This is a genomic window from Escherichia sp. WS1152, assembly GCF_046487665.1.
GTDB lineage: Bacteria > Pseudomonadota > Gammaproteobacteria > Enterobacterales > Enterobacteriaceae > Escherichia > Escherichia coli.
The window spans coordinates 278,324-299,239 of the sequence record NZ_JBJQJA010000003.1; the positions used below are offsets into that span (position 1 = coordinate 278,324).

The 20,916-nt window shown below is 47.2% G+C and carries 16 protein-coding genes and 2 pseudogenes; 14 read left to right on the forward strand and 4 right to left on the reverse strand.

Features of this window, described 5'->3' with window-relative positions; all coding sequences use genetic code 11:
• Positions 1–68 precede the first annotated feature (68 nt).
• The 6 genes and pseudogenes from btsT to symE all read left to right on the forward strand — a co-directional run bounded on the left by btsT (position 69) and on the right by symE (position 6,608).
• Positions 69–2,219 (forward strand): pyruvate/proton symporter BtsT, encoded by a 2,151-nt coding sequence (gene btsT, locus ACJHW7_RS07535; RefSeq protein WP_001298933.1) that lies wholly within the window; start codon positions 69–71, stop codon positions 2,217–2,219.
• Positions 2,220–2,268: 49 nt separating this feature from the next.
• Complete coding sequence (locus ACJHW7_RS07540) at positions 2,269–2,472, forward strand: YbdD/YjiX family protein (RefSeq protein WP_000467859.1); 204 nt, start codon at positions 2,269–2,271, stop codon at positions 2,470–2,472.
• Between the two features lie 10 nt (positions 2,473–2,482).
• Entirely contained in the window at positions 2,483–3,439 is a 957-nt protein-coding gene (gene yjiA, locus ACJHW7_RS07545; RefSeq protein ID WP_001297640.1) for a GTPase, read from the forward strand.
• Positions 3,440–3,762: 323 nt separating this feature from the next.
• Positions 3,763–5,613, forward strand: a complete 1,851-nt coding sequence (locus tag ACJHW7_RS07550; protein ID WP_021557503.1) for a 3'-5' exonuclease — start codon at positions 3,763–3,765, stop codon at positions 5,611–5,613.
• A gap of 229 nt (positions 5,614–5,842) precedes the next feature.
• Positions 5,843–6,052: pseudogene (locus ACJHW7_RS07555) on the forward strand (type I restriction enzyme endonuclease domain-containing protein); the annotation flags it as partial.
• A gap of 214 nt (positions 6,053–6,266) precedes the next feature.
• Positions 6,267–6,608, forward strand: coding sequence for an endoribonuclease SymE (gene symE / locus ACJHW7_RS07560; RefSeq protein ID WP_021557502.1), 342 nt, complete (start codon positions 6,267–6,269; stop codon positions 6,606–6,608).
• A 46-nt stretch (positions 6,609–6,654) separates the two neighbouring features.
• Here the strand turns inward: symE and ACJHW7_RS07565 are convergent, their stop codons facing one another.
• From ACJHW7_RS07565 to ACJHW7_RS07575, 3 genes and pseudogenes are all read right to left on the reverse strand, one after another.
• Complete coding sequence (locus tag ACJHW7_RS07565; protein WP_100736261.1) at positions 6,655–7,818, reverse strand: DUF1524 domain-containing protein; 1,164 nt, start codon at positions 7,816–7,818, stop codon at positions 6,655–6,657.
• Positions 7,819–8,094: 276 nt separating this feature from the next.
• A pseudogene (locus ACJHW7_RS07570) lies at positions 8,095–8,748 on the reverse strand (DUF262 domain-containing protein); the annotation flags it as partial.
• A gap of 96 nt (positions 8,749–8,844) precedes the next feature.
• Positions 8,845–9,009, reverse strand: coding sequence for a DUF1127 domain-containing protein (locus ACJHW7_RS07575; protein ID WP_000394276.1), 165 nt, complete (start codon positions 9,007–9,009; stop codon positions 8,845–8,847).
• A 176-nt stretch (positions 9,010–9,185) separates the two neighbouring features.
• On the opposite strand from ACJHW7_RS07575, the gene ACJHW7_RS07580 reads away from it, so the two are divergent.
• Positions 9,186–10,598 carry a PLP-dependent aminotransferase family protein gene (locus tag ACJHW7_RS07580; RefSeq protein WP_021557500.1) on the forward strand — a complete coding sequence of 471 codons (1,413 nt, stop codon included), beginning with the start codon at positions 9,186–9,188 and terminating at the stop codon, positions 10,596–10,598.
• Between the two features lie 241 nt (positions 10,599–10,839).
• Here the strand turns inward: ACJHW7_RS07580 and ACJHW7_RS07585 are convergent, their stop codons facing one another.
• Complete coding sequence (locus ACJHW7_RS07585; protein WP_021557499.1) at positions 10,840–11,784, reverse strand: Rpn family recombination-promoting nuclease/putative transposase; 945 nt, start codon at positions 11,782–11,784, stop codon at positions 10,840–10,842.
• Positions 11,785–12,250: 466 nt separating this feature from the next.
• On the opposite strand from ACJHW7_RS07585, the gene mdtM reads away from it, so the two are divergent.
• The 7 genes from mdtM to ACJHW7_RS07620 all read left to right on the forward strand — a co-directional run bounded on the left by mdtM (position 12,251) and on the right by ACJHW7_RS07620 (position 20,856).
• On the forward strand, positions 12,251–13,483 hold the full coding sequence (gene mdtM / locus ACJHW7_RS07590) for a multidrug efflux MFS transporter MdtM (RefSeq protein ID WP_001137015.1): 1,233 nt from the start codon (positions 12,251–12,253) through the stop codon (positions 13,481–13,483).
• Positions 13,484–13,523: 40 nt separating this feature from the next.
• Positions 13,524–14,804, forward strand: coding sequence for a DUF445 domain-containing protein (locus ACJHW7_RS07595; RefSeq protein WP_001037372.1), 1,281 nt, complete (start codon positions 13,524–13,526; stop codon positions 14,802–14,804).
• Positions 14,805–14,919: 115 nt separating this feature from the next.
• Complete coding sequence (locus tag ACJHW7_RS07600; RefSeq protein ID WP_021557498.1) at positions 14,920–16,071, forward strand: double-cubane-cluster-containing anaerobic reductase; 1,152 nt, start codon at positions 14,920–14,922, stop codon at positions 16,069–16,071.
• Between the two features lie 9 nt (positions 16,072–16,080).
• The gene (gene yjiL / locus ACJHW7_RS07605; RefSeq protein WP_021557497.1) at positions 16,081–16,848 is read left to right on the forward strand and encodes a putative 2-hydroxyacyl-CoA dehydratase activator YjiL; all 768 of its coding nucleotides are present in this window, start codon (positions 16,081–16,083) and stop codon (positions 16,846–16,848) included.
• A complete protein-coding gene (locus tag ACJHW7_RS07610) occupies positions 16,845–17,111 on the forward strand; it encodes a DUF3343 domain-containing protein (RefSeq protein WP_000657677.1) in 267 nt (88 codons plus the stop codon). Before yjiL ends, ACJHW7_RS07610 begins: the two co-directional genes overlap by 4 nt.
• Positions 17,112–17,423: 312 nt before the next feature.
• The gene (locus ACJHW7_RS07615) at positions 17,424–19,745 is read left to right on the forward strand and encodes a pentapeptide repeat-containing protein (protein WP_040234461.1); all 2,322 of its coding nucleotides are present in this window, start codon (positions 17,424–17,426) and stop codon (positions 19,743–19,745) included.
• A gap of 268 nt (positions 19,746–20,013) precedes the next feature.
• The gene (locus tag ACJHW7_RS07620; protein ID WP_021557495.1) at positions 20,014–20,856 is read left to right on the forward strand and encodes an SdiA-regulated domain-containing protein; all 843 of its coding nucleotides are present in this window, start codon (positions 20,014–20,016) and stop codon (positions 20,854–20,856) included.
• Positions 20,857–20,916 lie beyond the last annotated feature (60 nt).

Sequence of the window (20,916 nt, forward strand, 5' to 3'; positions counted from 1 at the left end):
TCCTCAAACGCAACGCAAACCTAGAACGGCTTCGGCCAACTATTAATCAATACATGCCAGGTTTTACTATGGATACGAAAAAACTATTCAAGCACATACCCTGGGTGATTCTCGGAATCATCGGTGCATTCTGCCTCGCGGTAGTTGCATTACGTCGGGGGGAGCACGTCAGTGCCCTGTGGATCGTGGTCGCCTCTGTGTCGGTGTATCTGGTGGCGTATCGCTACTACAGTCTGTACATCGCCCAGAAGGTGATGAAACTCGACCCTACGCGCGCGACGCCTGCGGTTATTAACAACGACGGTCTGAACTACGTTCCGACCAACCGTTACGTGTTGTTTGGTCACCACTTCGCCGCTATCGCCGGTGCCGGTCCGCTGGTCGGTCCGGTTCTCGCCGCACAGATGGGCTACCTGCCTGGCACGCTGTGGCTGCTGGCGGGGGTAGTACTGGCCGGTGCGGTTCAGGACTTTATGGTGCTGTTTATCTCCTCTCGCCGTAACGGCGCATCTCTCGGTGAGATGATCAAAGAAGAGATGGGACCAGTACCGGGGACTATCGCGCTGTTTGGCTGTTTCTTAATCATGATCATCATCCTCGCCGTTCTGGCGCTGATTGTGGTTAAAGCCCTGGCCGAAAGTCCGTGGGGTGTCTTCACCGTTTGCTCAACCGTACCGATTGCGCTGTTTATGGGTATCTACATGCGCTTTATCCGTCCGGGGCGTGTGGGTGAAGTCTCTGTTATTGGTATCGTGCTGCTGGTTGCCTCTATCTACTTCGGTGGCGTGATTGCTCACGATCCGTACTGGGGTCCGGCACTGACCTTTAAAGACACCACCATTACCTTCGCGCTGATTGGCTATGCGTTTGTTTCCGCACTGCTGCCGGTGTGGCTGATCCTCGCACCGCGCGACTATCTGGCAACCTTCCTGAAAATCGGCGTTATCGTCGGCCTGGCGCTGGGTATCGTGGTGCTGAACCCGGAACTGAAAATGCCAGCGATGACCCAGTACATTGACGGTACTGGCCCGCTGTGGAAAGGCGCTCTGTTCCCGTTCCTGTTCATCACCATCGCCTGTGGTGCGGTATCTGGCTTCCACGCGCTGATCTCTTCCGGTACGACGCCGAAACTGCTGGCTAACGAAACCGACGCGCGTTTCATTGGCTACGGCGCAATGCTGATGGAGTCCTTCGTGGCGATTATGGCGCTGGTTGCTGCGTCCATCATCGAACCGGGTCTTTACTTCGCGATGAACACCCCACCTGCTGGCCTTGGCATCACCATGCCTAACCTGCATGAAATGGGTGGCGAGAATGCGCCGATCATCATGGCGCAGCTGAAAGACGTTACCGCACACGCGGCGGCGACCGTCAGCTCCTGGGGCTTCGTGATTTCGCCAGAGCAGATCCTGCAAACCGCGAAAGACATTGGAGAGCCTTCTGTCCTGAACCGTGCAGGTGGTGCGCCGACGCTGGCGGTAGGTATCGCTCATGTGTTCCACAAAGTGCTGCCGATGGCTGACATGGGCTTCTGGTATCACTTCGGTATTCTGTTCGAAGCCCTGTTCATCCTGACCGCGCTGGATGCTGGTACCCGTTCTGGCCGCTTTATGCTGCAAGACCTGCTGGGTAACTTCATCCCGTTCCTGAAAAAAACCGACTCTCTGGTTGCCGGTATCATCGGTACTGCGGGCTGTGTGGGTCTGTGGGGCTACCTGCTGTATCAGGGCGTGGTCGATCCGCTGGGCGGCGTTAAGAGCTTGTGGCCGCTGTTCGGTATCTCCAACCAGATGCTGGCAGCCGTGGCGCTGGTACTGGGCACCGTTGTGCTGATTAAGATGAAGCGCACCCAATACATCTGGGTAACTGTTGTTCCGGCCGTATGGCTGCTTATCTGCACCACCTGGGCGCTGGGCCTGAAACTGTTCAGCACCAACCCGCAGATGGAAGGCTTCTTCTACATGGCAAGCCAGTACAAAGAGAAGATTGCTAACGGTACTGACCTGACGGCGCAGCAGATTGCCAACATGAACCACATCGTTGTGAACAACTACACCAACGCGGGCCTGAGTATTCTGTTCCTGATTGTGGTGTACAGCATCATCTTCTACGGTTTCAAAACCTGGCTTGCGGTGCGTAACAGCGACAAACGTACTGACAAAGAAACACCGTACGTTCCAATCCCGGAAGGCGGCGTGAAGATCTCTTCGCACCACTAACCGTGTTTAGCCCCGCTTCGGCGGGGCTTTGTTCTTATCAGAGTGAACTATGTTTGGTAACTTAGGACAGGCAAAAAAATATCTCGGCCAGGCGGCGAAGATGTTGATTGGCATTCCAGACTACGACAACTACGTCGAGCATATGAAGACCAACCATCCCGACAAGCCGTACATGAGCTATGAAGAATTCTTCCGCGAACGCCAGAACGCGCGCTACGGCGGCGATGGTAAAGGCGGTATGCGCTGTTGTTAATGGAGAGAGCATGAACCCGATTGCAGTTACCCTACTCACCGGTTTTTTAGGCGCGGGCAAAACCACCCTGCTGCGCCATATTCTTAATGAACAACACGGCTACAAGATTGCCGTGATTGAAAACGAATTCGGCGAAGTCTCCGTTGATGATCAACTGATTGGCGACCGCGCCACGCAGATCAAAACGCTGACCAACGGCTGCATCTGCTGTTCGCGCTCCAACGAGCTGGAAGACGCACTACTCGACCTGCTGGATAATCTCGACAAGGGCAATATTCAGTTCGACCGTCTGGTCATTGAATGCACCGGCATGGCCGATCCCGGCCCGATTATTCAGACCTTTTTCTCCCATGAGATTTTATGCCAGCGTTACCTGCTGGACGGCGTGATTGCGCTGGTGGATGCGGTACATGCCGATGAGCAGATGAACCAGTTCACCATCGCCCAGTCCCAGGTTGGCTACGCCGACCGTATTCTGCTGACTAAAACCGACGTCGCAGGCGAAGCAGAAAAACTGCGCGAACGCCTGGCGCGCATCAACGCCCGTGCACCGGTCTACACCGTTACCCACGGCGACATCGACCTGGGCCTGCTGTTCAACACCAACGGTTTTATGCTGGAAGAAAACGTCGTCAGCACCAAACCGCGTTTCCACTTTATCGCGGATAAACAAAACGATATTTCGTCGATTGTGGTAGAACTGGATTACCCGGTAGATATCAGCGAAGTTTCCCGGGTGATGGAAAACCTGCTGCTGGAATCGGCGGATAAACTACTGCGTTACAAAGGGATGCTATGGATTGACGGCGAACCTAACCGCCTGCTGTTCCAGGGCGTCCAGCGCCTCTACAGCGCCGACTGGGACCGCCCGTGGGGCGATGAAAAACCGCATAGCACGATGGTGTTTATCGGGATTCAGCTGCCGGAGGAAGAGATTCGGGCGGCGTTTGCGGGGTTGAGGAAGTAATCACCTTAACCTACTCATACGAAGCGGACGAGGATAAAATCCTTTCATTTTCCGTTCGCTTCATTATTTTATTTTCTTTCCAATGCCCATTCAAATTAAAAATATAATTCTGCCATAATTTCCTGAACACAGATGTAATTACATTGCCACCTCTCATACTTCCATATGACTAGTCGTCCTATTGGGGCGTGATAGATGTATTAATTTCCAAATATGCAAACATTCTGATACAGTCCCAAAAAGAAAATTATTACCAACCCAGACAATCAGCAAATAAATTAATAACAATTGAATTATAATCAACACGAATACAAGAGATTAACATGGCAACAATAATCCCAACAATCAGTAGCTGCAACGATAAAATTACTGCCGGAGAGAAAAGGCTGGCAAGAATTCTGGAAAGAGGACTAGGCGAAGAGTGCTGCTGTTGGTATGACATTCCCACGGGTGATAAGCATCTTCACCCAGATTTTATGATACTTTCGCCAGAAAAAGGCATTATTTTTCTCGAGGTAAAAGATTGGTTTATTACAAAAATAAAAAAAGCCAACAAGTCTAATGTTTTGTATGAGACACAAAATGGCATTCAATCTTTAAAGAATCCGATAGAACAAGTTAGGCGATATGCTTTCGAAGCTGTAAACCAGTTAAAAAAAGACCCCCTATTGTGCCAACAGGAAGATCGTTACAATGGCAATCTTCTTTTCCCCTATGGATATGGCGTCTACTTTAGTAATATTACACGAGAAGCATTAAATAATAAATTTACTCAAGAAGAGCTGCTCGGGATCTTCCCATCAGATCTTATCATCTGCAAAGACGAACTAAATGAATTCATGTCAAAAGGGGATGTTTCATCCAAAATACATTCGTTGATTAAATATGACTTCAAATGTCATGCTACACAAGAACAGTTGAACAGGATTAGATGGCACTTATACCCCGATGTCAGAATAGAAAGGGAAAAGAGAAGTAAAAACTGTGATGAATTTAGTGTCGATGCACCAACCATCATTTCTATCCTGGATACTCAACAGGAACAACTTGCCAGAAGTATGAGAGACGGCCACCGAATAATTCATGGTGTTGCAGGTTCAGGTAAGACATTGATCCTCTATCATCGCTGTCAGGAATTAGCGAAAAAAAATGACAGCGAAAAGCCAATACTTGTCATTTGCTACAATATTACTTTAGCCAAAAAACTTCGGTCGATGTTCATCAATCATCCCTTTGAAGAGAAAATAAAGGTTAATAATTTTCATGCTTGGTGTTTCCAACAAATTAAAAAAAACAAGATCACCATTCCAGAAGGGGATAATATTTTTGAAAATATGGAGCAAGCGTTGACTGATGGTTTCAACACAGGAAAAATAAAACCAGAACAATACAGCGCTGTATTAATTGATGAAGGACATGATTTTAAGCCCGAATGGTTAAAAATCCTGGCAAAAATGACTGACTCTCAGGACGAGAATTTGCTATTTCTTTATGATGATGCTCAGTCAATTTATCAAAAAAAGAAAGCATTAGACTTTACACTGTCCAGCGTGGATATTAAAGCGACAGGACGCACAACTATTCTTAATATAAATTATAGAAACACACAACAAATTCTACACTTTGCCAGTTGCATTGCATTTAATTATCTTAATAGCCATATCGATAGTTCTTTAACCTATCATAAACCTGCTGCGGGAGGAATGAATGGCGATTATCCCAAGCTTGAACATTTCGACACACAGGACGAAGAAATAGCAAGAGCAGTCAAATGGATTACAGAGCAAAATGAACAAGGGATTCCGTGGTCTGAAATTGCTATACTTAGTCCTTCAACTCACATCCTTTCTAACTCTCTAAGTTCTGTACTTGAATCGAAAAATATCCCCTTTAATCTTATTGTAAGCTCTGCAGATAAAAAGTCCTGGACGCCAGAACAAGAGCGTATTTCTGTTATGCCATTACCCAGCAGCAAAGGACTTGAGTTTCACTCAGTTGTCATTATTGATGCAGCGAGAACACGGGATAATAGTGATGATTTGAGTGAGGATATAAAGAGACTCTATGTAGGTTTTACCCGAGCACGTTGCAATCTCTTGGTAACCTTGCACGGTGAAGGTGCGTTAAATGAGCATCTACTAAGAACCTATAAGCAAAGCCCACAATATATGTAAAAATGATAAATTATCTCCATAACGCCCGGTAACGCTGTACCGGGCGTTATGAATGCATATCTAAGATATTAGTCACGCATGATAGCCGCCACCAAAAACACCATCATCTCCCTCGCCTCTTTGCGGTGATAAAAGCGTACCATTTTGCTGTTAAATTCCAGCGTTTTAGCCGCTGGAATTAACAAGATCAAACTTCCGGCAACGAAGATTCAGTTATTACAAATAATTACTGGAAAAAGAGATGAAAAGCGTGGTTGACAACACATCGAAATATCCTGACTGGAGTAAACGCGATGATATTAAAGCGAAACTGAAAGTTGAACTTATTCTGCTTCTACACAAGCATAAGTTCCCGCCAGTAGCGAATGATGATGTTTATATGGGTGTGCTGGCACAGGTAGAGAATTTTAAAGAACATCATATGAGTGCTTTAAATTAATCATGAAGGCTGGATACACTTTGTTATCCGGCCATTGTGAATTAATGTTAATTTTTCTTCCAAATCTTTCCAATAACGCTTTTATTATTTTCTATTTTTAGCTGGACTTTCCCTGTATTTACTGATGATATATCCAGATATTTAGCGCGGTGCGGATGTGCGCCAACACACCCGCACCGCTCATCACAATCACTATTTTCAAGGAATAGCAGTTATGACTGACACGCATTCTATTGCACAACCGTTCGAAGCAGAAGTCTCCCCGGCAAATAACCGTCAATTAACCGTGAGTTATGCGAGCCGCTACCCGGATTGCAGCCGTATTCCCGCCATCACCCTGAAAGGTCAGTGGCTGGAAGCCGCCGGTTTTGCCACCGGCACAGCGGTAGATGTCAAAGTGATGGAAGGCTGTATTGTCCTCACAGCCCAACCACCCGCCGCCGAAGAGAGCGAACTGATGCAGTCGCTGCGCCAGGTGTGCAAGCTGTCGGCGCGTAAACAAAAGCAGATACAGGAATTTATTGGGGTGATTGCGGGTAAACAAAAAGTTGCCTGATACATTGACCCGGTAGCACCAGTGCTACCGGGTATTATTCGCCGCGTTATACCAACGCGCTCTCCATCTGTTTTTCAAATGCCTGACGAATTAATCCCATAATGTAAGGAAGTTGTGCGAGGTCGCTGAAACAAATTTCCACATCACCATTGCCCCATCGCCCAACATTTGTCACATCTTTGGCAATACCTTTCGGATCGACCAGTTCATGAAACTGCATATTAAGCGACAATCGCAGTCGGCTTTTTTGCGGCACAACATCAACAAAATTCGTTTCAGCTTTAAACGCAATATATAGCTTCAATACTTCCTGCGTGATCCCTGCGTCCAGGCGCATAACTTCATCGCGAAGATGATCGAATAACACCCGGCTATGCGAACCATCAGCAAGAAAAGGATAATCACTCAGGCTGTAACTGGTTTTGTTTTCAGGCTGCCCCCGATAAACAGCTAAAACCTCTTCAGAAAGAGAAGGCGCTTGCCAGACCTGAATCGCGAGATCGGCCAGACGATCGGCTCGGGCGTGAATGGCGGCTTCATCCCATTTTTCGCACTGTCCAAGACCGATATTCAAATAGAGCGGGCTATGCTTAAAGCCGTCTTCAATATCGCGTTTTTCCGCGAAAGGTCTGTCACTGTAGCGGGAGTTATAGCGCGTTAATGTGAGATTCCCCAACGTATGCAACAGTTCTTTATGAATGCGTTGCCAGTCACTTCCCAGCTCTTCACGCCATTTAGCCGACAAATTTTCGTTCTGCGGCATAATATGCTCAATCGTAAACTCTTCCACGCGCTCTCTGCGTTTATCGTTTTCCAGTCGTCGTAACCAGTAGCTGCGACTACGGAAGTTATAGAGATCGCGAACTTTTAATTCCCGTTTAAATTCATCATCGTTGGGGAAACGACGATATGAAGGTAGATTCAAAAAATGTACCTGAATACTTTCCAGATAATTTTCTTTATTAATAACTTTATAAAAAGTGGCAAATGTCTTGTTCAAAGAATTTGTCGGAATTGCACATACTGCACGGCGGAAAACATAAGATTCAATTAAACGAATTATGCTCAGAAAATCTTCGTGAGACAAAACGCCATTTTTATAGTCATGATAAAGCGCCAGTAAGAAAGGATACGCCACATCGACCTTTAACTCGCGCAAATCCTGAAAAGCCGTAGCAAGCGATTTGTCACTTTCTTTTCCCAATGCCATTGCACAGTAATACTCCGCGTAGATATGAATATCTTCAACCAGCCGATCTACGCCTTTTTCAGCAACACTCTGGCTGCGGGCATGGAGTTTAAATGCCTCATAGACTTCATCTGTCCGAGGGATCTCCCCCGTTTTTACCGTCAGATAATGACGCATAAAACTGTCAAAATATTCGCTGTAACCTTGCTGACCAAAGGCGACTTCCATTGGACGCCAGTGATCTTCATACAATCGGGTTTGATGCTCTGGTTCGAGGCCCATCAGAATAAAATTGCGCACCAGATCGGCCTGACTTAACGCCTTACCGGTGGAGTTCATACTTTCAAAAATCAGTTGCGGATTATCCTGACCACGATTAAGCGCCACATCGACAATTAATAACTTTGCTAACCCACGACATAAGGGGATCAAGTCATCACCGAGTTTGGCAATTTGTTCATCAAAGAAAGTAAAGTTTTCCATTATTCGATGGGAATAGTTTTCTGGCATTGGTCTTTGTTTTATTAACGCCAGTAAACTGTCTTTATCAGTCTCGGTCAGCAGTAATTTAAAACCTTTCTCGCCGGACTCATAAGGATTGAGCAAATAATAATTACGCAATTTCATTGCCGAAAAGCCATCAAAAACTTCGTCTTCGCCAAGATGGCGCGATAAAGCCTCAATCAGCAACATTGCGGTCGTCAGCCGCTGCTGACCATCAATGACCAGCAACGGAGAAATACCAGAAACCTGATACAATCCCTGCTCTATATAAACAACCGAACCGATAAAATGCGCTGATATATCGTCACGCTTTCCTGCACGAATGATGTCGTCCCAAAGTTGCCGACATTGTTGTTCTGTCCATGAATAAGTCCGTTGATAAATGGGAATAACAAACTGCTGCGAACGTTTTAAAAAATCGAGTAAGCGAGCTTCTGTAGCTTTCATTCTGACGTCTTTCCGTGAAACGATGATTTCGCAATAATAACCACTTCCTTGTGGAGGTTATAGAGAAATCCTGTTTATCCGCGACGAACATACCCCTCACTCCACATCCTCCCTGCGTAACCCAATATCCCTCAACCGCTCATCACTCATCTGCTGTAACACTCGTCGGGTCTGCATTTGCCGCCGCCAACGCCTCACCGCCTGCCAGAGTTGCACAAGTCTGATAAACGGCGTTTTGGCTTTGTTTTCGTGAAATTCCATCTGCTGCCTCCTCATCTTTCAGAGGCTTCATCATCCGTCTTCTGGCAGTTCACAATACAGATGCAAATATTAGTTTTATTTAACATACAGACAGGTTAAAACAGCATCTGCATCCGGTTTTTTAGCCTCATCTGTACCGGTTTTTCTTTCTGTATGGTCCAAATAAGGAATACAGCATGACGCGTTATCAACATCTGGCAACTCTGCTTGCCGAGCGGATTGAGCAAGGGCTGTATCGTCACGGGGAGAAATTGCCGTCGGTGCGCAGCTTAAGTCAGGAGCACGGCGTCAGCATCAGCACCGTGCAGCAGGCGTATCAGACGCTGGAGACGATGAAGCTCATCACTCCGCAGCCGCGTTCGGGGTATTTTGTCGCACAACGTAAAGCCCAGCCGCCAGTGCCGCCGATGACGCGTCCGGTGCAGCGCCCGGTGGAAATTACCCAGTGGGATCAGGTACTGGATATGCTGGAGGCGCATAGCGACAGTTCCATTGTTCCGTTAAGCAAAAGCACGCCGGATGTCGAAACGCCCAGCCTGAAACCGCTGTGGCGTGAGCTAAGCCGGGTGGTGCAGCATAATCTGCAAACCGTTCTCGGTTATGACTTGTTAGCCGGTCAGCGGGTATTGCGAGAGCAGATTGCCCGCCTGATGCTCGACAGCGGCTCGGTGGTCACCGCCGATGACATCATCATCACCAGCGGCTGCCATAACTCGATGTCGCTGGCGTTAATGGCGGTGTGTAAACCGGGCGATATTGTCGCGGTCGAATCTCCCTGTTATTACGGTTCGATGCAGATGCTGCGCGGCATGGGCGTGAAAGTGATTGAAATCCCAACCGATCCAGAAACTGGCATCAGCGTTGAAGCGCTGGAACTGGCGCTGGAACAGTGGCCGATTAAAGGCATCATTCTGGTGCCAAACTGTAATAATCCGCTGGGATTTATTATGCCGGACGCGCGCAAACGGGCCGTTCTCTCTCTCGCTCAGCGTCATGATATTGTGATTTTTGAAGATGATGTCTACGGCGAACTGGCAACGGAGTATCCGCGCCCGCGGACCATTCATTCCTGGGATATCGACGGGCGAGTGCTGTTGTGCAGCTCGTTCAGTAAAAGTATTGCTCCAGGCCTGCGCGTGGGTTGGGTCGCACCGGGGCGTTATCACGATAAACTGCTGCATATGAAATACGCCATCAGCAGCTTTAATGTGCCGTCCACGCAAATGGCGGCGGCAACGTTTGTGCTGGAAGGTCACTATCATCGCCATATCCGGCGGATGCGGCAGATCTATCAGCGCAATTTGGCGCTTTATACCTGCTGGATACGGGAATATTTTCCCTGCGAAATCTGTATTACGCGCCCGAAAGGCGGATTTTTACTGTGGATAGAATTGCCTGAACAGGTCGATATGGTCTGCGTCGCGCGGCAGCTGTACCGCATGAAAATCCAGGTGGCGGCAGGCTCGATTTTCTCGGCTTCCGGCAAATACCGTAATTGTCTGCGCATCAACTGCGCTTTGCCGCTCAGCGAAACCTATCGCGAAGCACTGAAGCAAATTGGCGAGGCCGTGTATCGGGCAATAGAATAATTTCGAATTAGTGGCGAGGCCCCTGATTTCCTCTCACGAATCGCCTGTGACTCGTTTTATCTTTGCAGGGGCATCGCCACGTTCCAGCATGGCTTAGGCAAAGTGTGCTTTGTTCATACCGGATGCGGCGTGAACGCCTTATCCGGCTTACAAATCGCGCAAATTCAATAGATTGCAGAGGTAATGTAGGTCTGATAAGCGTAGCACATCAGGCAGCTTTGCGTTTGTCATCAGTCTCTGATTAGTACTCGATCCATGGATCGCGCTTGCTTTCAGGCAAGGGTTGCTCTAATGCCTGCATTTGCTCTGCCGAAAGTCCAGTATATCGTTGTATCCATTCAGGATCCGCACCGTTCTGCAAAAGCAATCTAAGGAGGCGTTGTTCCCCTTCTTCTTTCCCCTTTTCCATCCCTAACAGCCATCCATCATTATGAATTCGCTCTGCAATCGTCATTATTCGCTCCCTGTGTTGTGGCATTCGACGGGTAAGTTCACTGATAAACTCATTAAAACGCGCTTCATCGCCAGTCAGTAAAATGTAATTTAACAGCGCGGTTATCTGGCTGTCATTAGCGCACCCTGTAACCAGTAATATTACCAGTTGATCAATAAGCCCCATTAGATCGCGCTGGCGAATATGCTTTTGGATCAACTCCAACAGGGCGACTCTGCGGTGCTGCACAATCTCGTCGTCTGGCACGACAGTGACATCCACCAGCGGGAACGCTGCAGTATAAACTTTCCGTGCAGTAGTCGGGTCGGCAAATTCGTCCAGCCAGCACAGGGACCAGGGATAAGGACTACGGCTACCGTGATAAAACAGCATCGGGATGACCAGCGGTAGCAACCGGCGTTTATCATGCTCTATATGGCGCTGCATCACTGCCATGGTATAGCGCATCAGGCGAAAGGCCATATGAATATCCTCACGGCTCTGATGTTCAATCACCACATAGATATAGCCATCGCCTTCCCGGGTCTTTACCGACCACAGAATATCGGAGTGTAGCGCCCGCAATTTTTCATCGACAAAGCTGGCGGATTCCAGTTTTAAGCTGTCGAGATCGCACAGTTCACGTAAATCTTTGGGTAAGTGGATCTCCATAAAATCCCGCGCGGTGTCAGGGTGCATGAGAAAAGATTTAAATAATGCGTCATGCGGCGTGCTGGTCGTGAAGTTTGTCATGGCGATCCGTCACCTGTTGATAAGATGGCCCGACTTTAGCGACTAACAAAACCATTCTCACCCGGCAATTTCCCGTTCCCCGAGGCGCTTTCCAGGCTATTTTTGTTCGTCTGCAAACGATACATTTTTCCGGAAACAGGCTCGCGTTTTACATTTCCTGTACCCGGCAGATATTCCCCTTTCCACCGCGCTCTTTTGATTAACCGCAAATTTTAATTACACTTAAGGTGTATATTTTCTATGCAACCCATCAATTCAAGAGGTGTAATGTACTGATGACTATTTGTAATCGTTATACATTCTGACCCGAAGTCAGAAGGTATTTCTCTGTCTGTGTGTTCACAGGCAGTGTGGTTGATTACATGAAATTCAGTACATTTGTCCTTCTCGCCTGCCTTTCGTCATTACCGACGGTATTGAATTTCGTTTTCCCCGTTGGGGTTCTCCGGACAAGGAGTTGTTTGTTATGCCACGTTTTTTTGCCCGCCATGCCGCCACGCTGTTTTTCCCGATGGCGTTGATTTTGTATGACTTTGCCGCCTATCTTTCGACGGACCTGATCCAGCCAGGGATCATTAATGTGGTCCGTGATTTTAATGCCGATGTCAGTCTGGCCCCGGCTGCCGTCAGTCTCTATCTCGCTGGAGGCATGGCATTGCAGTGGCTGCTGGGGCCGCTTTCCGACAGGATTGGCCGCAGGCCAGTGCTGATTACCGGGGCGCTCATTTTTACCCTTGCCTGCGCCGCGACAATGTTCACAACGTCTATGACACAGTTTCTTATCGCGCGTGCAATTCAGGGCACCAGTATCTGTTTTATTGCTACCGTTGGTTATGTCACGGTGCAGGAGGCGTTCGGACAGACAAAAGGGATCAAGTTGATGGCGATTATCACCTCCATCGTACTGATTGCGCCGATTATTGGCCCGCTTTCCGGCGCAGCTCTGATGCACTTTGTGCACTGGAAAGTCCTTTTTGCCATCATTGCGGTTATGGGTTTTATCTCATTTGTTGGCTTACTGCTGGCGATGCCAGAGACGGTGAAGCGCGGCGCGGTTCCATTTAGCGCCAAAAGCGTCTTGCGCGATTTTCGTAATGTCTTTTGCAATCGGCTGTTCCTCTTTGGCGCAGCAACCATCTCTTTAAGCTATATCCCAATGATGAGTTGGGTGGCTGTCTCGCCGGTGATCCTGATTGACGCAGGCGGCTTAACGACCTCGCAGTTCGCCTGGACACAGGTTCCGGTGTTCGGCGCGGTGATTGTCGCGAATGCCATCGTGGCGCGTTTCGTTAAAGATCCGACCGAACCGCGCTTTATCTGGCGTGCCGTACCCATTCAACTGGTTGGCCTCGCGCTGTTGATTATCGGCAATCTGCTGTCACCGCACGTCTGGCTGTGGTCGGTGCTGGGCACCAGTTTGTATGCTTTCGGGATTGGTTTGATCTTCCCGACCTTATTCCGCTTTACGCTTTTTTCCAATAACTTACCGAAAGGGACCGTCTCCGCATCGCTGAATATGGTGATCCTGATGGTGATGTCTGTCTCGGTCGAAATCGGCCGCTGGCTGTGGTTTAACGGCGGTCGCTTGCCGTTTCATCTGTTAGCCGTCGTGGCGGGCGTTATCGTCGTTTTCACCCTGGCAGGATTGCTCAATCGCGTGCGCCAACATCAGGCTGCCGAGCTGGCGGAGGAGCGGTGATTTTTGCGCGATCTTGCCGTCAGGCTCTATTCTTAACGTTATGAATAAACTCATTGAACTCAGACGCGCCAAAATGTTGGCGCTCTCTTTACTGCTTATCGCCGCTGCTACCTTTGTCGTTACGCTGTTTTTGCCGCCCAATTTTTGGGTGAGCGGTGTGAAGGCGATTGCCGAAGCAGCGATGGTCGGCGCGCTGGCGGACTGGTTTGCGGTGGTGGCGCTGTTTCGCCGCGTGCCGATTCCGATCATTTCTCGTCATACAGCGATTATCCCGCGTAATAAAGACCGGATTGGCGAAAATCTCGGCCAGTTCGTGCAGGAAAAATTTCTTGATACTCAATCCCTGGTGGCATTGATTCGACGCCACGAACCGGCGTTGTTGATTGGCAACTGGTTTAGTCAGCCAGAAAACGCCCGCCGCGTTGGTCAGCATCTGTTGCAGATCATGAGCGGTTTTCTCGAATTAACTGATGATGCGCGTATTCAGCGCCTGCTTAAGCGCGCGGTCCATCGGGCGATTGATAAGGTCGATCTTTCCGGCACCAGTGCGTTGATGCTGGAGAGTATGACCAAAAACGATCGTCATCAGGTGCTGCTGGATACGCTGATCGCACAGTTGATCGCCCTTCTCCAGCGCGATAAATCGCGCAAGTTTATCGCCCAGCAAATTGTTCGCTGGCTGGAGAGTGAGCATCCACTGAAAGCCAAAATTCTCCCCACCGAATGGCTGGGCGAACATAGCGCGGAGTTGGTTTCTGACGCGGTGAATTCTTTGCTTGATGATATCAGCCGCGATCGTGCGCATCAGATCCGCCATGCGTTTGATCGCGCCACTTTTGCCCTGATCGACAAGCTGAAAAACGATCCGGAAATGGCAGCGCGAGCCGATGCCGTAAAAAGTTATCTGAAAGAAGATGAAGCTTTTAACCGCTATCTCAGTGAATTGTGGGGGGATTTACGGGAATGGCTGAAAGCGGATATCGACAGTGAAGATTCTCGTGTGAAAGAACGTATCGCGCGGGCGGGTCAATGGTTTGGCGAAACGTTAATTGCCGATGATGCCTTGCGGGCGTCGTTAAATGGTCATCTGGAACAAGCCGCGCACCGCGTCGCGCCTGAGTTTTCCGCATTCCTGACGCGCCACATCAGCGATACGGTAAAAAGCTGGGATGCCCGGGATATGTCGCGGCAAATAGAGTTAAATATCGGCAAAGATCTGCAGTTTATTCGTGTCAACGGTACGCTGGTTGGCGGTTGTATTGGGCTAATTTTATATTTGCTGTCGCAGCTCCCGGCCTTGTTCCCCCTCGGCAATTTTTAGAAATCCATGAAAAACTAAGTGGCTAACCGCGAGAGAGATCAAATAAACCATACTAAAAGAATGGTAATAATGTGGCCTCTTTTCATTATCTCCCGTGGTACGGGGAAGGAAAATCATGTCACTTGTCACCGATCTACCCGCCATTTTCGATCAGTTCTCTGAAGCTCGCCAGAAAGGCTTTCTCACCGTCATGGATCTCAAGGAGCGCGGCATTCCGCTGGTTGGCACTTACTGCACCTTTATGCCGCAAGAGATCCCGATGGCAGCCGGTGCGGTTGTGGTTTCGCTCTGTTCCACCTCTGATGAAACCATTGAAGAAGCGGAGAAAGAACTGCCGCGCAACCTCTGCCCGCTGATTAAAAGCAGCTACGGCTTCGGCAAAACCGATAAATGCCCCTACTTCTACTTTTCGGATCTGGTGGTCGGTGAAACCACCTGCGACGGCAAAAAGAAAATGTATGAATACATGGCGGAGTTTAAGCCTGTTCATGTGATGCAGCTGCCGAACAGCGTTAAGGACGATGCCTCGCGTGCATTGTGGAAAGCCGAGATGCTGCGCTTGCAAAAAACGGTAGAAGAACGTTTTGGGCACGAGATTAGCGAAGATGCTCTGCGCGATGCTATTGCGCTGAAAAACCGCGAACGTCGCGCACTGGCCAATTTTTATCATCTTGGGCAGTTAAATCCTCCGGCGCTTAGCGGCAGCGACATTCTGAAAGTGGTTTACGGCGCAACCTTCCGGTTCGATAAAGAGGCGTTGATCAATGAACTGGACGCGATGACCGCCCGCATTCGTCAGCAGTGGGAAGAAGGCCAGCGACTGGACCCGCGTCCGCGCATTTTAATCACCGGCTGCCCGATTGGCGGCGCAGCAGAGAAAGTGGTGCGCGCGATTGAAGAGAATGGCGGCTGGGTTGTCGGTTATGAAAACTGCACCGGGGCGAAAGCGACCGAGCAATGCGTGGCAGAAACGGGCGATGTCTACGACGCGCTGGCGGATAAATATCTGGCGATTGGCTGCTCCTGTGTTTCGCCGAACGATCAGCGCCTGAAAATGCTCAGCCAGATGGTGGAAGAATATCAGGTCGATGGCGTAGTTGATGTGATTTTGCAGGCGTGCCATACCTACGCGGTGGAATCGCTGGCAATTAAACGTCATGTGCGTCAGCAGCACAACATTCCTTATATCGCTATTGAAACAGACTACTCCACCTCGGATGTCGGGCAGCTCAGTACCCGTGTCGCGGCCTTTATTGAGATGCTGTAAGGAGTGGCAGTGACATATTCGATTGGCATTGATTCTGGTTCTACCGCCACCAAAGGGATCTTACTGGCAGACGGCGTGATTACGCGCCGTTTCCTCGTTCCAACACCCTTTCGTCCGGCAACAGCAATTACTGAAGCCTGGGAAACTCTGCGCGAAGGGTTAGAGACAACGCCGTTTCTGACGCTCACCGGCTACGGGCGGCAACTGGTGGATTTTGCCGATAAACAAGTGACGGAAATCTCCTGTCACGGGCTGGGCGCACGGTTTCTTGCGCCAGCAACGCGCGCGGTAATCGACATCGGTGGTCAGGACAGCAAAGTGATTCAGCTTGATGATGACGGTAACCTGTGCGATTTCCTGATGAATGACAAATGCGCGGCGGGCACCGGGCGTTTCCTGGAGGTGATCTCGCGCACGCTTGGCACCAGCGTCGAGCAACTCGACTGCATTACCGAAAATGTCACGCCGCACGCCATCACGAGTATGTGCACAGTGTTTGCTGAATCAGAAGTGATCAGCCTGCGCTCAGCGGGCGTCGCGCCAGAAGCGATTCTCGCCGGAGTGATTAACGCGATGGCGCGGCGGAGTGCCAATTTCATTGCTCGTCTCTCCTGTGAAGCGCCGATTCTGTTTACTGGTGGCGTTAGTCATTGCCAGACGTTTGCCCGGATGCTGGAATCTCACCTGCGAATGCCGGTAAATACCCATCCTGATGCGCAATTTGCTGGCGCAATTGGCGCGGCGGTAATTGGTCAACGAGCGAGAAAACGCCGATGAAAGAGTTTTTATTTTTATTTCACTCCACGGTCGGCGTCATACAAACCCGCAAGGCATTGCAGGCAGCGGGCATGACTTTTCGCGTCAGCGATATTCCCCGTGATTTACGCGGCGGCTGCGGGTTATGCATTTGGCTGACCTGTCCCCCCGGCGAGGAAATACAATGGGTGATCCCTGGGCAAACCGAAGCGATATATTGCCAGCAGGGCAGCGACTGGCAGTGCGTGGTGCATTACGATGCAGAAGCGTCAACCAGGCAATAGGATCTTTAAATATACCAACCGGATAATTGGCTGCGCATAATCCTGCATGAAGGAAGTTGTATTAAATATCTCACCTGCCATGAAATATTTCCCATCCACAAAATGAGCGATTTTTGATAGCACCTTACTATTTTACGTCTAAAATACAAAATACATTTTATTATACTTAAACCCATAATTATGCATAGAGAAATAAAATGATTACCGGGTGAGATAATGATAAAAGATAAGTTTCTGTGCGAAGCTTATCTTTACCCATCCCCCTGATTATTTTAGATTTAGAAGAACATTTCACAATTCAAGGATAGAAATATGGGCTCCCTAAACATATACCAGGATATTTTCCCAACACTCGGCATGTATTCGGGACTAAAAGCTTGCCATGAAAAAAACAACCTACCATTTGATATTAACACGGAAATTGAAACCATACAAAAACAAATTAATTATGATATAAATCATTTGAATGACGGTTTGATTAAGCGTGTACTGAATCTTTTTATTCACCTTATCTCTAATCCCGACAATCTTGAATTAACCTTAAATAGATATTCATCAACAACAGAACAAATCATCGGCAGAACCAAAAGAAATGGTTTACATGAGTTTGACGTTGGCGATCTAAAAATAATATTTAATCGACAAGATGATAATGAAAGCGTATTAACTGTTAAATATAAAGATAAAGATAAAGATAAAGATAAAGATAAAGATATAAGTCATCACTGCAATGTTAAAACCGAGCAATTGCAGCAGTTTATTAAAATAATGGAACAAAAAGCGCAACTACCAATCTATATTGACAAGAACAATTTGAAAGAGAGTATTTTCTCTGTTTTGCACAATGACCCACAACACGTAGATAAAGATCAACACCTTCCCTGTGATAAGTTTTTAAAACATGCCTGCAAAAGTTCAAATTCATTTGAAGTGAAATTAGATGCCACTCATCAATATCAACACCTGAATAACTTCATGATTTCTTTTGACCCAGTAGAAAATCAATTAACAATACAGGATAACAATAACAAGACTGAAACTTTCTCGTTTACAAACTTACAATGGGAAAATTTGCTGCAATACTATAGAGAAAACCACCAGCAGCCAAATATAGCAGGATCACGAAATCTCACGGATAATATAGATAAAATTAAAAATACAATATCCACCTCTGAAATTATTGAATGCGCCTCTCCTGAAATAAGAAGTAGCGTCCTGAACGATCTTTATAGCATTGCTAATTTCCTCCCGGACAATAATCTGACCCCAAATGAGAGCTGGAAAAGATTTTGTGACACATGCGAGCGCTTTTACGTTGCTCAGAAGAGTATCACTGGAGATAAGAGTGAACGTCTTACGCGAAAACTCTCTATCTCTGATGCAGGAATTACAATGACCTTCACGATAGGTGATGTTGTCATCAATACTATTAGCACTGCTATTCCTGAAGATGCAACGGGTCAACGGTGTATCGAAGGGTTGAATTTAGCAGAGATGGATTTAACCGACATAGACTTGTCGAAAATGGCGCTAAGGAATGTCAATTTTAATGGCAGCATTCTTAGAAATGCCAAGTTCTCCGGTACGATCTGTGAAGGCGTGGATTTTACCGATTGTGATCTGCGTAATGCAGAATTCGAAAATGCCTCATTAGAAAATAATGATTTTCGTAAAGTTCGCCACTTGACTTATGTAAATTTCAAAAACGCAAATCTACGGAACAGTAACTTCAGCGGAAAAGTTCTCACTGGCGTAAACTTTACTGGAAGTGACCTTAGTAACGCTTATCTTGAACACATAGATTTCACAACCGTGATTCTATATGAAACACCTGCAACACCTGCAACACCTGCAACATCTGAAACTCCTAAAATACCTGAAATACCTGGAACACATAAAATACCTGGAACACATAAAATACCTGCAACGCCTAAAACACCTGCAACACCTCAAATACCTGAAATACCTGAAACACCTAAAGTAATTCTTACTGGCGCAATACTAAATTATTCCGATCTATCGGGAAAAGATCTTTCAGAATATAATCTTACTGGTATTATCTGCATGTATACCAACTTTTCAAACGCTAATTTAACAAATTGTAAAATCTCTAATGCAAACTTTTCGAATGCAAAATTCTACAATACTAATTGTACTGGTGCAAATTGTTCGAATATCCTATTTGACTACGCATGGCTTGACAATACAATATTTATAAAAACGCTTTTTAAAAATACCTGTTTTTACAATGTCAGAGCGAAAAATGTCTATCTTGAGGGAGCATATCTGAACAATGATAATATCGTGAAACAAGCCAATAACAGTACCGAGAAACAAGCCAATGACAGTACGGTGCAACAATCCATTGACAGTACGGTGCAACAAGCCAATGACAGTACCGATAAACAAGCCAATGATAATATCGATAAACAGGTCAATGACAGTACCGATAAACAAGCCAATGACAATATCGATAAACAGGTCAATGACAGTACCGATAAACAAGCCAAGAACAGTACCAAGCAACAGGACAGTAACAGTTTTAATCAAGCCCGTTTAAAGAAAGAAGTGAATAGGAGATTTTCCATTCCGGGTTTAACGTCTTATCAGCCAACGTATATAGTTGAAGAATAGTTCAATAATCACCCAAACAGAGCAGGTATGGCAGAGGATATAAATTAACATTTAAACGTTAACCGCCTCATCTATCATTCATGGATGAGGCGCATTTATCAGTCGATGTAAGCTGAAAATGTTCTGCCATCCAGAGACAACCGCCGCCCCCCTGCGGCGTTTACTATTTCATCGCCCGCGTTAAGAATTCATTAAGCTTCATCCGTATACTCCTTATCTGTCGCACTGAATTTGACGAGAAAAAAAAGCAATAATAAGGAGCAATAAGTTGAAAAAGCGCATCACCTTTATCGTTTTTCTTTGCGCCATCGTGGCGGCAAGCCTGTTTTTTGTGCAATCCTGCGTCCGTAAAAGCCAGCATGTCGCAGGGTTTCAGAATTATCAGGCCACTATCGATGGTAAAGAGATTACAGGAGTAACTAAAAATATCTCCTCACTGACTTGGTCAGCGCAGAGCAATACCTTATTTAGCACTATCAACAAACCTGCAACCATCGTTGAAATGACGACCGAGGGCGACTTGATCCGCACCATTCCGCTCGATTTTGTTAAGGATCTCGAGACGATTGAATACATTGGTGATAATAAATTTGTCATCAGTGATGAACGTGACTACGCCATTTATGTGATTTCACTTAACGCTGACTCGGAAGTGAGCATCCTCAAAAAAATTAAAATCCCATTGCAGGAAACGCCTACTAACTGTGGCTTTGAAGGACTGGCTTACTCCCCTCAGGACCATACCTTCTGGTTTTTTAAAGAGAAAAATCCGATAGATGTCTACAAAGTAACCGGGCTATTGCGTAGCGATGAGTTGCATATCAGCAAAGATAAAACGTTGCAGCGTCAGTTTACTTTAGACGATGTTTCTGGCGCGGAATTTAACCCACAGAAAAATACGTTGCTGGTGTTGTCACATGAGTCACGCGCCCTGCAGGAAGTGACCGTGAGAGGTGACGTGATCGGCGAAATGTCGTTAACCAAAGGTAAGTATGGCCTTTCACACAACATCAAGCAGGCGGAAGGGATAGCGATGGATGATAGCGGCAACATCTATATCGTTGGCGAACCGAATCTTTTTTATCGCTTTACGTCGACAAAATCACGATAACAGTCTGGCAGGTTCTCCTTTTTTGTTATTAACTTGTTAACTCAAAATAATACAAACCAG